This is a genomic window from Altererythrobacter sp. C41 (assembly GCF_016803135.1).
GTDB lineage: Bacteria > Pseudomonadota > Alphaproteobacteria > Sphingomonadales > Sphingomonadaceae > Pelagerythrobacter.
The window spans coordinates 1-14,143 of the sequence record NZ_JAEVFE010000014.1 but is presented as its reverse complement, the minus strand read 5'-3'; the positions used below and the strand labels follow the sequence as shown (position 1 = coordinate 14,143).

Sequence of the window (14,143 nt, the reverse complement as noted above, 5' to 3'; positions counted from 1 at the left end):
GGTCCGGCGAACCCGGGCGCAAACGGATGAGGGAAGTGAGAGTTTGATCCTGCCAGGCGCGACAATCGGCATTCTAGGTGGCGGCCAGCTCGGCCGGATGATCGCGATCGCGGCCGCGCAACTCGGCTATCGCTGCCACATCTTCGCGCCCGACCGGGAAAGCGTCGCGGCCGAAGTCAGCGCCGATTTCACGTGCGCCCCCTGGACCGATGCCGCTGCGCTCGCCCAGTTCGCCGCCGGATGCGACGTGGTGACCTGGGAGTTCGAGAACGTGCCGGTCGGCCCGCTCGCCGCCATCGAGGCGCTGCTCGCGCCGCACCCGCGCGCGCTGGAGACGGCGCAGGACCGGCTCAAGGAAAAGCGCTTCGTCGAAAGCCTCGGCGGCACGCCCGCGGCTTATGCGCCGGTCGATGCGGCCGAGGAACTCGCCGCCGCGGTCGACCGCATCGGGGCGCCGGGTATCCTCAAGACGCGGCGCGACGGCTACGACGGCAAGGGTCAGTGGCGCATTCACACCGCACGCGATGCCGATGCGATCCGCCTGCCGGGCGCACCGACGATCTACGAGGGTTTCGTCGAGTTCACCGCCGAGTTCTCGGTGATCCTCGTGCGCGGGCGCGACGGCGAGGTGCGGTTCTGGGACAGCGCCGAGAACACCCACGTCGGCGGCATCCTCGCGACCTCCGCCCTCCCCGCAGGCGAGGCAATCGCCGCGCAGGTCGCGCCGGCACGCGAGCTTGCCGCAAAGGTGGCCGAGGCACTCGGCTACGTCGGCGTGCTGACGCTCGAGTTCTTCGCGACCCACGAGGGGCCAGTGTTCAACGAGATGGCGCCGCGCGTGCACAATTCGGGGCACTGGACGATCGAGGGCGCGGCGACGAGCCAGTTCGAGAACCACGTGCGCGCAATCTGCGGCCTGCCACTGGGCGATACTGCGACAACCGCACCGCAAGTCGTCATGACGAACGTCATCGGCCACGACGCCAACGGCGCGCACGAATGCCTCGCCGAACCGGGCGCGCATCTGCACCTCTACGGCAAGCGCCAGGCACGCGAAGGCCGCAAGATGGGTCATATCACGCGGATTCACGGCGGATGACGCGCAAGTGACGCAGAGCCTGTTCTGCATCTACGCGCGCGCCGAAAACGGCGTGATCGGCAACGAAGGCGGCTTGCCATGGCACGTTCCCGCCGACCTCAAGCGCTTCAAGGGCCTCACCATCGGCAAGCCGATGATCATGGGCCGCAAGACGTTCGAGAGCCTGCCCGGCCTGCTCCCCGGCCGCCGCCATATCGTGCTGACCCGCCGCGAAGACTGGGACAGCGCCGGCGCAGAGGTCGCGCAATCGCCCGAAGAAGCGCTGGCGCTCGCAGGCGACGGCGAGATCGCGGTGATCGGCGGCGCGGCGATCTTCGACGTGTTCCTGCCGCTGTCCGACCGGGTCGAGCTGACCGAGATTCACGCCGATTACGCCGGCGACACCACCATGCCGCCGCTCGGGCCCGAATGGGAGGAGACGGCGCGCGAGGTGCATGAGGCCGAGGGCGGAATGCCCGCGTTCGATTTCGTGACGCTGTGTCGGAGGGGGGACGAGAAATGAAACGCAAGATCGCATGGGGCGCGCTGGCGCTGGTCGTGCTTGCGGCGGCGGCATTCTTCGTCTTCGCGCCGGGGATGATCGAGCGCGACATGAACAAGGTCGACGGTCAGCCGCTGATCCCGGTCTCCGAAGAAGCAAAGGCACTCCATGCGACGCTGACGATCGTCGATCTCCATTCGGACACGCTGTTATGGGACCGCGACCTGCTCGACCGCGCAGACCAGGGTCACGAGGACCTGCCGCGGATGGAAGAAGGCAACGTCGCGCTGCAGGTCTTCTCCAGCGTGACGAAGACCCCCAAGGGCCAGAACTACGACGCCAACAGCGCCGAGACCGATAACATCACCGCGCTGACGATCGCGCAGCTCCAGCCGATCCGTACCTGGACGTCGTTGCTTCAGCGGTCGCTCTACCATGGCGAGAAGCTCGACCGTGCGGCCGCCGAATCGGACGGGCGCCTGATGAAAGTCGCCGAGCCGCAGGATGTGCAGGCCCTGCTCGCACGCCGCGACGGCGCGCCGACGCCGGTTGGCGCCATGCTCAGTATCGAGGGGCTGCAGAACCTCGAAGGCGATCTCGCCAATCTCGACCGGCTCCACGCGGCGGGTTTCCGCATGGCGGGGCTGACGCATTTCTTCGACAACGATCTCGCCGGATCGATGCACGGGATCGAAAAAGGCGGCCTGACCGCCAAAGGGCGCGAGGCGATACGGCGGATGGAGGCGATCGGGATGATCGTCGACATCGCGCACTGCAGTCACGCCTGTGTCGCCGACATCCTCGCGATCGCGCAGCGCCCGGTCGTCTCCAGCCATGGCGGCGTGCAGGCGACCTGCCAGGTCAACCGCAACCTTTCCGACGAGGAAATCCGCGGCGTTGCGCGCACCGGCGGGGTAATCGGTATCGGTTACTGGGACGCGGCGGTCTGCGGCACCAGCCCCCGCGACGCGGCCCGCGCGATGAAGCACGTGCGCGATCTCGTCGGCATCGAGCATGTCGCGCTCGGCAGCGACTACGACGGCGCGACTACCGTGCGCTTCGACACCTCACAGCTCGTGCAGGTCACGCAGGCCTTGCTCGACGAAGGCTTCACCCCCGATGAGATCCGCGCGGCGATGGGCGGCAACGCACTGCGCGTGCTGCGGGCCGGAATCGCACCCATGGGACCCGTCTCATGAGGTGGCTCGACCATCGCGAGCGAATTCCCGAATCCTTACGCGGTGCGATTATCGCGCTGGGCAACTTCGACGGCTTCCACAAAGGCCATCAGGCGGTCGCCCGCGAGGCGATCGAGTGGGCGCGGGCCGAGGGCCGGCCGGCGATCATCGCCACGTTCGATCCGCATCCGGTGCGCTTCTTCAAGCCCGACGTGCCCCCCTTCCGCCTGACCACGCTGGAGCAGCGGCAGGAGCTCTACCTCGCTGCCGGAGCGACCGCGATGCTGGTGTTCCACTTCGATGCCGAGCTGGCGAACACCACCGCCGAGGACTTCGTGCGCGTGCTGCTCGCCGACAGGCTCGGCGTCGCGGGTGTCGTGACGGGCGAGGACTTCACCTTCGGCAAAGGACGCACGGGCGATCGCGCACGGCTGGCCGAGCTTGGGAGAGAGGTCGGCATCGCCGCCCGCGCGGTGCAGCCGGTGATGGAAGGCGGCGCGCCGGTTTCTTCCAGCCGCATCCGCGAGGCGCTGCGCGAGGGCGATCCGCAAGCCGCCGCTGCGCTCCTCACCCGCCCCTTCGCGATTCGCGGCGTGGTCGAGCATGGCGACAAGCGCGGGCGCGATATCGGCTATCCGACGGCGAATCTCGCGATCGAGAACTATCTGCGACCCCGGTTCGGCATCTACGCGGTGACCGGCCGCGTGCTCGCCACCGGTCAGATACTCAAGGGTGCGGCCAATATCGGCGTGCGCCCGCAGTTCGAGCCGCCCAAGGAACTGCTGGAGCCGCATTTCTTCGACTTCTCCGGCGATCTCTACGGACAGGAGATCGAGATCGCGTTCCACCATTTCCTGCGGCCCGAAGCGAAGTTCGATTCGCTCGACTCGCTCGTGGCGCAGATCGAGCGCGACTGCGATGAGGCGCGGGAGTTGCTCGGGTGAAGCGCTGGCTGCGTTACCTTGCGTTCGCCCTCGCCCTCGCCTTCCTCGTGCTGACCGTCGTCAATGCGAGCTGGCTCGCGCCGGAGCCCAAGGGCGCGGTCAAGCTGATCGCGCATCGCGGGATTCATCAGCTTTACGACCATGCCGGGGTCGGGCGCGACACCTGCACCGCCGACCGGATCGATCCTCCGGCGCATGACTATCTCGAAAACACGACCCGCTCGATCGCTCGCGCCGCGGGGTTCGGCGCGCACATGATTGAGGTCGACATCGCGCCCACGGCAGACGACCAGATCGCGGTGTTCCACGATTGGACGGTCGACTGCCGCACCGACGGCACCGGCGAAGTCCGCGACCTGACGATGGCCGAACTCAAGGCGCTCGACGCGGGCTACGGCTATACGGCCGACGACGGCAGAACCTATCCTTTCCGGGGCGAAGGCATCGGCGCGATTCCGACACTGGAGGAGGCGATCAGGGCGGCCGGCCGCGCCCGGCTGCTCTACAATTTCAAGAGCAAGGACCCGGCCGAGGCGGATCTGCTCGCCGCGGCGCTTGAGGCGGCCGGCCGCGACCCCGTCGCCACGGGCGACGCCTTCTATGGCGATGCGGCCAATGTCGCCCGGATCAGGGAGCACTATCCCGACGTCTGGGCCTTCTCGATCGAGGGGGCGAAGGAGTGCACCACCGCCTATCTCCTCTCGGGCTGGTTCGGGATCATGCCCGAGGCCTGCGAGGACGGCACGCTGATGGTCCCGCTCGACCGGCAATGGCTTTTCGCCGGCTGGCCCAACCGCCTGATCGCGCGGATGGAGGAAGCCGGCGCGCACGTGATCGTGATCGGCCCGCGCGCGGAAGACCGTCCCACCGGGCTCGACCTGCCCGAACAGCTCGGCGAGATTCCGGCGAGCTTCAACGGCTATGCCTGGGTGGAGGACAGCTTCACCGTCGTGCCTGCCCTCATCAACCGGTTCGACAACCGCAGCCAGGCCGAGATCGACGCGGCGCAGGCCTCGCTGGAGCGCCGCCGGGCCGAGCGTTGACGCGAACCGGCTTTATCGCGCGCTGCAATTGCCCTAACGGCCATCCGCCATGACAGAACAGCGCGACTACAAGGACACGGTCTTCCTGCCCAAGACCGACTTCCCGATGAAGGCCGGCCTGCCGCAGAAGGAGCCGGGCATTCTCGCGCGCTGGGAAGCCGAGGGCCTCTACCGCCAGCTTCGCGAGGCGCGGAAGGACCGTGAGAAATTCGTGCTCCACGACGGTCCCCCTTACGCCAATGGCGATATGCACATCGGGCACGCGCTGAACCATGTGCTCAAGGACATGGTCGTGCGCACGCAGAGCTTGCTCGGCAAGAACGCCCCCTACGTGCCCGGCTGGGACTGCCACGGTCTGCCGATCGAGTGGAAGGTCGAGGAGCAGTACCGCAAGAAGAAGCTCAACAAGGACGAGGTGCCCCCGGCCGAATTCCGCGCCGAATGCCGCGCCTACGCCCAGCACTGGGTCGACGTGCAGCGCGATCAGTTGAAGCGCCTCGGCGTGAACGGCGACTGGGACAATCCCTACCTGACGATGGACTTCGCAGCCGAAGCGACGATCGTGTCCGAGCTGCTCAAGTTCGCCGAAGCGGGCAACCTCTACCGCGGCGCCAAGCCGGTCATGTGGAGCCCGGTGGAGAAGACCGCCCTGGCCGAGGCGGAGGTCGAATACGAGGATATCACCTCGACCCAGATCGACGTGGCGTTCGAGATCGTCGAGAGCCCGTTTTTTGAGGAATTCGTCGGCGCTTATGCCGTGGTCTGGACCACGACCCCCTGGACCATCCCGATCAACCAGGCGATCGCGTATGGGCCCGAAATGTCGTACCGACTGCTGGAAGTGGTTGACGGCGAAATCGCTGATCGGCCTGAGCTGGCACACCTTCGCGGCAAGCGATTCCTGATCGCGATGGACTTGGAAGAAGCCTTCCTTGCTCGCCTTTCTCTACCCAAAAGTGCTGTGAGGGCGCCGGGCTTCTACCAAGGTAGTCAGGGGTTCGAGGGCATCAAAGCCCGCCACCCGATGCACCACCTCGGCGGGTTCTACGCCGAGCCCCGCCCGTTCCTGCCGGGCGACTTCGTCACCACCGACAGCGGCACCGGGCTTGTCCATATGGCGCCGGACCACGGCGAGGACGACTTCGAGCTATGCAAGGCGCACGGTCTCAATCCGAAGTTCGTGGTCGAGGCCGACGGGCGCTATCGCGACGACTGGGCCTGGCTCGGCGGCGACGACGAGCGGCGCATGTCGGTCATCAACCCGAAGTTCAACGCGCCCGACGGGCCGATCTGCTCCGACTTGCGCGCGGCGGGCGCGCTGCTTTCGGCAAGCGCCGACTACACCCATTCCTATCCGCACTCATGGCGTTCCAAGGCCAAGGTCATCTATCGCTGCACGCCGCAGTGGTTCGTGCCGATGGACAAGGTGCTGACGCATATCTCGCCCAAGGACGTCTACGAACGGCGTTGGGAAGGCGAAGGCGGTGCGCTCAATCCCGCAGAGGAAGGCCTGTGCGACGCGCCGACGCTGCGGCAGGCGGCGATGGAAGCGATCGAGGTGACGCGCTTCGTGCCGGAGAAGGGCCGCAACCGCATCGGGAGCATGGTCGCGGGCCGGCCCGACTGGGTGCTCAGCCGGCAGCGCGCCTGGGGCGTGCCGATCACGCTGTTCGTCGACCGCAAGAGCGGCGAATATCTCGTCGATCCGGCGGTGAACGCACGCATCATTGCCGCGGTGCACGAGCAGGGGGTCGACGCCTGGTCCGATGCGAACGCCCAAACGCTGCTCGGCGACAAATACGACGCCGCCGATTACGAGCGGGTGGCGGACATCCTCGACGTGTGGTTCGATTCGGGCTCCACCCACGCCTTCGTGCTCGAAAGCGGGCGCTGGCCGGACCTGACCCGGCCGCCGGGTTACAAGGGCCCGCCCGCCGACCTCTACCTCGAAGGCTCCGACCAGCATCGCGGCTGGTTCCAGTCCTCGCTGCTCGAAAGCTGCGCCACCCGCGGCCGCGCGCCCTACCAGGCGGTCCTCACCCACGGGTTCACCATGGCGAGCGACGGCAAGAAGATGTCCAAGTCGCTCGGCAATACGGTCGATCCGATCAAGGTGATGGACCAGTACGGCGCCGACATCATCCGCCTCTGGGCGCTGTCGGTCGACTATACCGAGGACCACCGGATCGGCGACGAGATCCTGAAGGGGGTCGCCGACCAGTACCGCAAGCTGCGCAACACCTTCCGCTACATGCTCGGCGCGCTCGACGGGTTCGATTACGAGGCGGAAGGGATTGCGCCGGCGGAGATGCCCGAGCTCGAGCGCTACGTGCTCGATCGGCTCCACGCGCTCGATACCACGCTGCGCCAGGCGATCGCGGATTTCGACTTCAACGAATACACCCGCGCGCTGGTGGACTTCGCGAACGAGGGCCTCTCGGCCTTCTTCTTCGATATCCGCAAGGACAGCCTTTATTGCGACGATGCGAACGACCCGCGCCGCCGCGCCTATCGTTCCACGCTGGACATCCTGTTCCACGCCCTCGTGCGCTATGCCGCGCCGGTGCTCGTCTTCACCGCCGAGGAAGCCTGGACCACGCGCTTCCCCGAGCGCGGCAGCGTCCACCTGCAGGAACTGCATCCGCTGCCGGGCGAATGGGTGAACCGCGAACTCGCCGCGCGCTTCGAAGGTCTGCGCGAGTTGCGCGAGCGGGTGATGGAAGCGATCGAGCCGCTGCGGCGCGAGAAGGTCGTGCGCTCAGGGCTCGAGGCCCAGGTGACCGTGCCCGCCGATGCGGTGCCCGAAGGCTTCACCGATGCCGATCTGGCCGAGCTGTTCATCACCGCGTCAGTCGTGCGCGGGCAGGGCGAGGCCGTGACCGTGACGCGCACCACCGACCACAAGTGCGGCCGCTGCTGGCGCCTCCTGCCCGAAGTGACGGAGGACGGCGCGCTGTGCAAGCGGTGCGACGAAGCCGTCGCCGAACTGGATGCCGCCGCATGAGCAAGCTTGCGAAATACCGCCTGATCGGCTTCGCGGCGGCGATCGTGCTGTTCCTCGTCGACCAGGCGATGAAGCGCTACGTCACCGACACGCTGGCGATGAAGCGCGGCGATGTGGTCGAGTTGCTGCCGTTCTTCGATTTCCGGCTGACCTACAACTTCGGCGTCTCGCTCGGCATGTTCCAGGCCGACTCGATGGAAATGCGCTGGATTCTCGTCGGCGTCACCAGCCTGATCGCGCTGGTCGTGACCGTGTGGATGCTGCGCGAGAAGGCCTTGGGCGAGATCGTCGGCCTCTCGCTGATCCTCGGCGGAGCGCTGGGGAACATCAAGGACCGCTACGAGCTCGGCTACGTGATCGACTACGCGGACCTGCATTTCGGCGAGTTCCGCCCGTTCCTGATCTTCAACATCGCCGATGCCGCGATCACCATCGGCGTCCTGATAATCCTTGCCCGTGCCTTCTTCGTGCGCGACAAGGAGGCAACACCCGAACACAAGTCGGCGCCCGGCGCCGCGGAGAGCTGAAATGACTTCATCCCTTGGGCGTAAATCGGCCACCCTCGTCCTTCTCGCCGGTGCGAGCGCGATGCTTGCGGCCTGCGGCAGCACCGGCGGCATCGGCGGCCGCGAACGGCCCGACGAGTTCGCCGTGCAGCGGCAGGCCCCGCTGGTCGTTCCGCCCGACTTCAGCCTCGTTCCGCCCGCTCCGGGGGCACCGCGCCCGGCGGAGGAGACCGCTGGCGAGCAGGCGCTCGAGGCCCTGTTCGGCGGCCCCGCCCCGCGCAGCGCGGTCGAAACCAGCATGCTCGACCGCGCCGGGACGGCGGAGCCGAGCATCCGCACCGAGGTCGGCGATCCGGAGACCAACACGGTCGCCAAGGGCAGCGTCACCCGCGACATCGTCGCCGCCCCGGAAGGCGACGGGCAGTTCGCGCAGGCTGTTATCCCGCAGGGATAATAGTTTTATTGTTTTGCAGCACGCGCATCCGCGCGTGCGGTATCCTCGCTCCCTTCGGTCGCTGCGGACGGCCCCTCGGTCTTGCGGTTCGCTGGTCGCGGACCGGGATTCCTCCTGACAGCCATGGCTGAGAAAGGTTCGGTCGGCGCCAGCCGACCGCACGCGCGACCGCGCGCCCGCAGCGCCGTCAGGCGCGAGGATATCGCACACGCGGATGCGTGTGCGGAAACAAAGACTCCCTACTCCTTGCTCACCAGCAGCTTGTCGATCTTGCGGCCGTCCATGTCGACGACCTCGAAGCGCCAGCCCTGGTCGGTGAAGCTTTCCCCTTCCCGCGGCAGGTTCTTGAGCACCGAGAGGACGTAGCCGGCGACCGTCGCGAACTCGCGGTCTTCGCCGTATTCGATACGCAGCCGGTCGGCGAGATCGTCGGCCGACAGCGCGCCCGAGACGAGCAGCGAACCGTCCGCCCGCTCGATCATGACCGGGCGGTCGCCATCGTCGCGGTCGCTCGCGAAGTGGCCGGCAATGGCGGTCAGCAGGTCGGCCGGCGTGACGATCCCGTCGAGATGACCGTATTCGTCGTGCACCATGGCCATCGCGACCTCGGACTGCTGGAGCACGCGCAGCGCATCCATCGCGTCGAGCTGGTCGGGCACGACTTCGGCCTGCCGCATGATCGCACGTAGCGAGATCGCCTCGCCCGCCACGAGCCGTGCGAGTACCTCCCGCACCTTGACCACGCCGATCACGCGGTCGGGCGAGCCTTCGGCGACCGGCAGCAGCGAATGCGGGCTGGCCTCGATCGCTGCGCGAAGCTCCGACTCGTTCGCGTCGGCATCGACCCAGTCGAGATCGGTGCGCGGGGTCATCACCTCGCGGACCGGGCGGTCCCCGAGGCGGACCACACCGGCGAGGATCTGGTGCTGTTCTGCCTCCAGCACACCCGAGCGGGTCGCTTCGGCGAAGATCATGTGCAGTTCCTCGGCCGTCACGTTCGACTGCCCGCCGGGCCTGACCCCGAGAAGCCGGATGAGCAAACCCGAAGACGTGTCGAGCAACCACACCAGCGGCGCCGCGATCCGCGCGAGCATCGCCATCGGGCGGGCCATGGTGAGCGCGATCGGCACCGCGGCGCGCAGCGCGACCTGCTTGGGCACGAGTTCGCCGACGACCAGGCTGGCATACGTCGTCAGCGCGATCACCACCGCGAAGCCGGCCTCGTCCGCGTACCGGGCGGACAGCCCCAGCGCTTCGAGCCGCTCGCCCACGGGCCCGCCCAAGCTGGCGCCCGAATAGGCACCGGCGATGATGCCGACCAAGGTGATCCCGATCTGCACCGTCGAGAGGAACTTGCCCGGATCGGCCGCCAGCGCGAGCGCGGTCTGCGCAGCGCGACTGCCCTTGTCGGCGGCGCCCTGAAGCCGCGCGGGCTTGGCCGAGACGATCGCGAGCTCCGACATGGCGAACACGCCGTTGAGCACGATCAATCCCGCGATGATCAATAGGTCGGGCCAGGGGAAGGGTGTCACACCCCTCCGCTAGCACAATTGCGTGCCCGCGCCAGCCTGTCGCATATCGATTGCCACTCGGCGGGGAACGGGTGAGCCGTTATGGTGTTTTAGCGTGATATGGCGCAGGTGGGCGCGCCGCCCCTCCACATGGGGCAAGCCGAGTTTGCAGCAAGAGGGGAAAATCCCATGAAGAAGTCGAGAATGATCGTTGCCAGCTTTGCCGCACTTTCGCTGGTAAGCGTCTCCGCCTGCGTGACCGATCCCAACACCGGCGAGCGGAAGATCTCCCGCACGGCGATCGGCGGAGTCGGCGGCGCGGCCGCAGGCGCGCTGCTCGGCGGGCTGATCGGCGGCAAGACCGGGCGCATCATCGGTGCGGTCGGCGGCGGCGCGATCGGCGGCGTGGTCGGCTACAAGATGGACCAGCAGATCAAGGAACTGCGCGAATCGACCGCCGGCTCGGGCGTCGACGTCACCGAAGTCGACAACGGTCAGGCGATCCTCGTCAACCTGCCCGACGGCGTGACCTTCGATGTCGGCAGCGCCACGCTGAAGCCGGCTTTCCGTTCGACGCTCAACGACGTGGCAGCAAGCCTCAAGCAGTATCCCAACAGCCTGATCGACGTATACGGCCATACCGATTCGACCGGTTCGGATTCGTTCAACCAGGGTCTTTCGGAACGCCGCGCGCAGACCGTCGCCAATTACCTGACCAGTCAGGGCGTCAACACGGCGCGCATCCGCTGGCAGGGTTTCGGCGAGACGATGCCCGTCGCCGACAACTCGACCGAGGAAGGTCGCCGTCTCAACCGCCGGGTCGAGATCAAGATCATTCCGATCAGCCAGGACGAGATCAACGCCGCGCAGAACCAGTAAGGCGCGCACGGCTTCTGCCCACCGGGCGGGAAGAGGGGGCCGGTATTCGGATCGGCCCCTTTTTCGTATCAGCGGGCGAGCTTCTCCGCACGTTCCGCCAGCCGGTCCACGGCAGCGGCATGAATGCCCGGTGCGCTGATCAGCAGACCGAAGGCGCGCGGATCGCGCTTGTTGTAGTTCAGCGGCTGCCCGAACGCGTCGCTGATCGCGGCACCGGCCTCACGCGCGATGAGCGCCGCGGCGGCGATGTCCCATTCGAAGCCCCAGCGCAGCGTGGCGAGCAGATCCGCCTCGTCCGCCGCGACCATCGCCGCGCGCAGGGCGATCGAGTTGGGCTTGGCGACCATCTGCAGGTCGCGGTCCTCTTTGGGCAGCGAGTCGGCCGGCACCCGCGCGCCGGGAAACTCCTTGCGGTTCGAGGCCTGGAGTCGCTTGCCGTTCCGCCACGAACCCTGGCCGGAAATCCCGATCCACTCCTCGTCCCGCGCCGGGGCGGCAAGCATGCCAATCAGCGGCCGCCGTTCACTGATCAGCGCGACCGACACGGCCCATCCGGTACGCCCGCGGATGAAATCGCGCGTGCCGTCGATCGGATCGACCAGCCAGATCAGGCCCCGGCCGAGTCGCGCAGGATCGTCGGCGGTCTCCTCGGACAGCCAGCCCGCCGCCGGCAGGAGGCGGCCAAGCTCGCGCTTGAGGAAGGTGTCGACGGCGAGATCGGCGGCGCAGACCGGGTTGCCGGGCGCCTTCTCCCAGGTTTCGACAGTGTGCCCCGCCCCCGGCCAGGCGGCGAGCGCGATCCGCCCGGCCTCGCGGACGATATTCTCCAGACGCGAACGGTCTATCATCGTCCAACACCGTTGGGAGCGGACGCGGCACTTTTCAAGCGCGGGAATCCATGCTTAGGCGCGGACGCAAAGCTCCGATCCCTCCCGAACAACAAGCGGAAAGCGCACCACGATGAACATCCACGAATATCAGGCCAAGGAACTGCTCGCAAAGTACGGGATCGGGATTCCCGCCGGCCATGCCGCTCTGACGGTCGAGGAAGCCGTGGCGGGGGCGAAGCAGCTTCCGGGGCCGCTTTACGTGGTGAAGGCGCAGATCCACGCCGGCGGACGCGGCAAGGGCAAGTTCAAGGAGCTCGGTCCCGATGCCAAGGGCGGCGTGCGGCTCGCCAAATCGGTCGAGGAGGTCGAGGCCAACGCGCAGGAGATGCTCGGCAACACGCTGGTGACCGTGCAGACCGGCGAGGCGGGCAAGCAGGTGAACCGGCTCTACGTGACGGACGGGGTCGACATCGCATCCGAATACTACCTCTCGATGCTGGTCGACCGCGCGACGGGACGCGTGGCGATGATCGTCTCCACCGAAGGCGGGATGGATATCGAGCAGGTCGCGCACGACACGCCGGAGAAGATCACCACGATCGCGATCGACCCGGCGCAGGGCTTCATGCCGCACCACGGCCGCGCGGTCGCCTTCGCGCTCAAGCTGACGGGCGAGCTCAACAAGCAGGCGCAGAAGCTGGCGAAGCAGCTCTACACTGCCTTCATGGATCTCGACTGCTCGATGCTGGAGATCAACCCGCTGGTCGAGACCGAGGACGGCAATCTGCTGGTGCTCGACACCAAGATGAGCTTCGATTCGAACGCGCTCTATCGCCACAAGGACGTCGAGGCGATGCGCGACGAGACCGAGGAGGACCCGGCCGAGGTCGAGGCGAGCGAGTACGACCTCGCCTACATCAAGCTCGACGGCAACATCGGCTGCATGGTCAACGGCGCCGGCCTTGCCATGGCGACGATGGACATCATCAAGCTCAACGGCGCCTTCCCGGCGAACTTCCTCGACGTCGGCGGCGGCGCGAACCGCGAGAAAGTGACCGCGGCGTTCAAGATCATCCTCAAGGACCCGGCGGTCGAGGGCATCCTGGTCAACATCTTCGGCGGGATCATGAAGTGCGACGTCATCGCCGACGGTATCGTCGCGGCGGCAAAGGACGTGAACCTTTCGGTGCCGCTGGTCGTCCGCCTCGAAGGCACCAACGTCGAGAAGGGCAAGGAAATCCTCAACAACTCGGGCCTGCCGATCGTCAGCGCCGATGATCTGGGCGACGCCGCGCGGAAGATCGTCGCGGAGGTCAAGAAGGCGGCGTGAACCGTGCGCGGAGCCGGCGCTAGGACGTCGGCTCCGCTCGTGCCGCCCGTTCGCGGCGCGCATAGCGGAAGACGAGCTCCCTGACCTCGTCTCCCTCGCTCTTCATCCGAACGGCGACGGTCAGCCCGCCCTCTCCGTCGCAGCGATAGGTCAGCGCGCTGAAATAGGCTGCGCAGGGCTCGATCGAGATCAGCGGGAAGCGGACCATATCGTCCTTTTCCTCCCAGCCCGTCAGATCCGGATTGAAGTGCTTGAGCTTGAGGGCGAGGCTGCCCTCCTCCTCGACCAGATACATATGTTCGGTGAACATCAGCCCGCCGTCGGGGCTTTCCTGCGCGAACAGACCGGCCATGATACCGCCCATCGGCGGTAGCCAGGTCTCGGCCGCCGAGGCCCCTTCGATGCCGGTGCCGACCCAGTCGCCGACGAGCCAGGCCGCCTCCTCGATCGTGGCGGGCGGCGGAACGTGGTCGCCCGGCGCTACGCGCGTCTCCTGCGCTGCCAGCGGAGCAGCCAGCGCAGCTATGAGCGGAAACAGACTGTATCGAAGCATGGCGTGCCCCTCCCGGGAACCGGCGCGCGGTAGACTACGCCCGCGCATCGCCACGGTAAAGCGTGCGGGAATGGGGTTGACCCCGCCGACGCGGAACGCAAGGGAGAGGCGGAGTTTGGATCAGCGGCCGGCGAGTCCCGCGCTTGACGCTTACGTAAACGCAAGCTACGCGGACGCCGCGCCAATCGAGAGGAAGGACCACCCCATGAAGATCCTCGTGCCCGTGAAGCGGGTGATTGACTACAACGTGAAGCCTCGGGTGAAGGGGGATGGCACGGGTGTTGATCTAGCGAACGTGAAGATGAGCATGAACCCGTTCGACGAGATCGCG

General features: G+C 67.1%; 13 protein-coding genes and 1 pseudogene. 11 read left to right on the top strand and 3 right to left on the bottom strand.

Annotated elements, in window-relative coordinates; genetic code table 11:
* The first annotated feature begins 43 nt into the window (after positions 1 to 43).
* The 8 genes from JNO53_RS14725 to JNO53_RS14690 are packed head-to-tail and all read left to right on the top strand — an operon-like array spanning position 44 to position 8,709.
* Positions 44 to 1,099 carry a 5-(carboxyamino)imidazole ribonucleotide synthase gene (locus tag JNO53_RS14725; RefSeq protein WP_203113314.1) on the top strand — a complete coding sequence of 352 codons (1,056 nt, stop codon included), beginning with the start codon at positions 44 to 46 and terminating at the stop codon, positions 1,097 to 1,099.
* 7 nt (positions 1,100 to 1,106) lie between these two features.
* Positions 1,107 to 1,601 (top strand): dihydrofolate reductase, encoded by a 495-nt coding sequence (locus JNO53_RS14720; protein WP_338015371.1) that lies wholly within the window; start codon positions 1,107 to 1,109, stop codon positions 1,599 to 1,601.
* On the top strand, positions 1,598 to 2,779 hold the full coding sequence (locus tag JNO53_RS14715; RefSeq protein WP_203113311.1) for a dipeptidase: 1,182 nt from the start codon (positions 1,598 to 1,600) through the stop codon (positions 2,777 to 2,779). Before JNO53_RS14720 ends, JNO53_RS14715 begins: the two co-directional genes overlap by 4 nt.
* The gene (locus JNO53_RS14710; RefSeq protein ID WP_203113308.1) at positions 2,776 to 3,702 is read left to right on the top strand and encodes a bifunctional riboflavin kinase/FAD synthetase; all 927 of its coding nucleotides are present in this window, start codon (positions 2,776 to 2,778) and stop codon (positions 3,700 to 3,702) included. Before JNO53_RS14715 ends, JNO53_RS14710 begins: the two co-directional genes overlap by 4 nt.
* Positions 3,699 to 4,745, top strand: a complete 1,047-nt coding sequence (locus JNO53_RS14705) for a glycerophosphodiester phosphodiesterase family protein (RefSeq protein WP_203113304.1) — start codon at positions 3,699 to 3,701, stop codon at positions 4,743 to 4,745. Before JNO53_RS14710 ends, JNO53_RS14705 begins: the two co-directional genes overlap by 4 nt.
* Positions 4,746 to 4,794: 49 nt before the next feature.
* Complete coding sequence (ileS, locus tag JNO53_RS14700; protein ID WP_203113301.1) at positions 4,795 to 7,749, top strand: isoleucine--tRNA ligase; 2,955 nt, start codon at positions 4,795 to 4,797, stop codon at positions 7,747 to 7,749.
* On the top strand, positions 7,746 to 8,276 hold the full coding sequence (gene lspA, locus JNO53_RS14695) for a signal peptidase II (RefSeq protein ID WP_203113298.1): 531 nt from the start codon (positions 7,746 to 7,748) through the stop codon (positions 8,274 to 8,276). The genes ileS and lspA overlap by 4 nt, the downstream gene beginning before the upstream one ends.
* A gap of 1 nt (position 8,277) precedes the next feature.
* Positions 8,278 to 8,709, top strand: coding sequence for a DUF3035 domain-containing protein (locus tag JNO53_RS14690; protein ID WP_203113295.1), 432 nt, complete (start codon positions 8,278 to 8,280; stop codon positions 8,707 to 8,709).
* 239 nt (positions 8,710 to 8,948) lie between these two features.
* Here JNO53_RS14690 and JNO53_RS14685 read toward each other — a convergent pair whose 3' ends face one another.
* On the bottom strand, positions 8,949 to 10,241 hold the full coding sequence (locus JNO53_RS14685) for a CNNM domain-containing protein (protein ID WP_203113292.1): 1,293 nt from the start codon (positions 10,239 to 10,241) through the stop codon (positions 8,949 to 8,951).
* A 168-nt stretch (positions 10,242 to 10,409) separates the two neighbouring features.
* Between JNO53_RS14685 and JNO53_RS14680 the strand changes: the two genes are divergently transcribed.
* On the top strand, positions 10,410 to 11,099 hold the full coding sequence (locus JNO53_RS14680) for an OmpA family protein (protein WP_203113289.1): 690 nt from the start codon (positions 10,410 to 10,412) through the stop codon (positions 11,097 to 11,099).
* Positions 11,100 to 11,167: 68 nt separating this feature from the next.
* On the opposite strand, the gene JNO53_RS14675 is transcribed toward JNO53_RS14680, so the two are convergent.
* Positions 11,168 to 11,947 carry a 3'(2'),5'-bisphosphate nucleotidase CysQ gene (locus JNO53_RS14675; RefSeq protein WP_203113286.1) on the bottom strand — a complete coding sequence of 260 codons (780 nt, stop codon included), beginning with the start codon at positions 11,945 to 11,947 and terminating at the stop codon, positions 11,168 to 11,170.
* A gap of 112 nt (positions 11,948 to 12,059) precedes the next feature.
* Between JNO53_RS14675 and sucC the strand changes: the two genes are divergently transcribed.
* Positions 12,060 to 13,259 carry an ADP-forming succinate--CoA ligase subunit beta gene (sucC, locus tag JNO53_RS14670; protein ID WP_203113283.1) on the top strand — a complete coding sequence of 400 codons (1,200 nt, stop codon included), beginning with the start codon at positions 12,060 to 12,062 and terminating at the stop codon, positions 13,257 to 13,259.
* Positions 13,260 to 13,278: 19 nt separating this feature from the next.
* Here the strand turns inward: sucC and JNO53_RS14665 are convergent, their stop codons facing one another.
* Positions 13,279 to 13,812 (bottom strand): DUF6265 family protein, encoded by a 534-nt coding sequence (locus JNO53_RS14665; protein WP_203113280.1) that lies wholly within the window; start codon positions 13,810 to 13,812, stop codon positions 13,279 to 13,281.
* Between the two features lie 205 nt (positions 13,813 to 14,017).
* Here JNO53_RS14665 and JNO53_RS14660 point away from each other — a divergent pair.
* Positions 14,018 to 14,143: pseudogene (locus JNO53_RS14660) on the top strand (electron transfer flavoprotein subunit beta/FixA family protein); the annotation flags it as partial.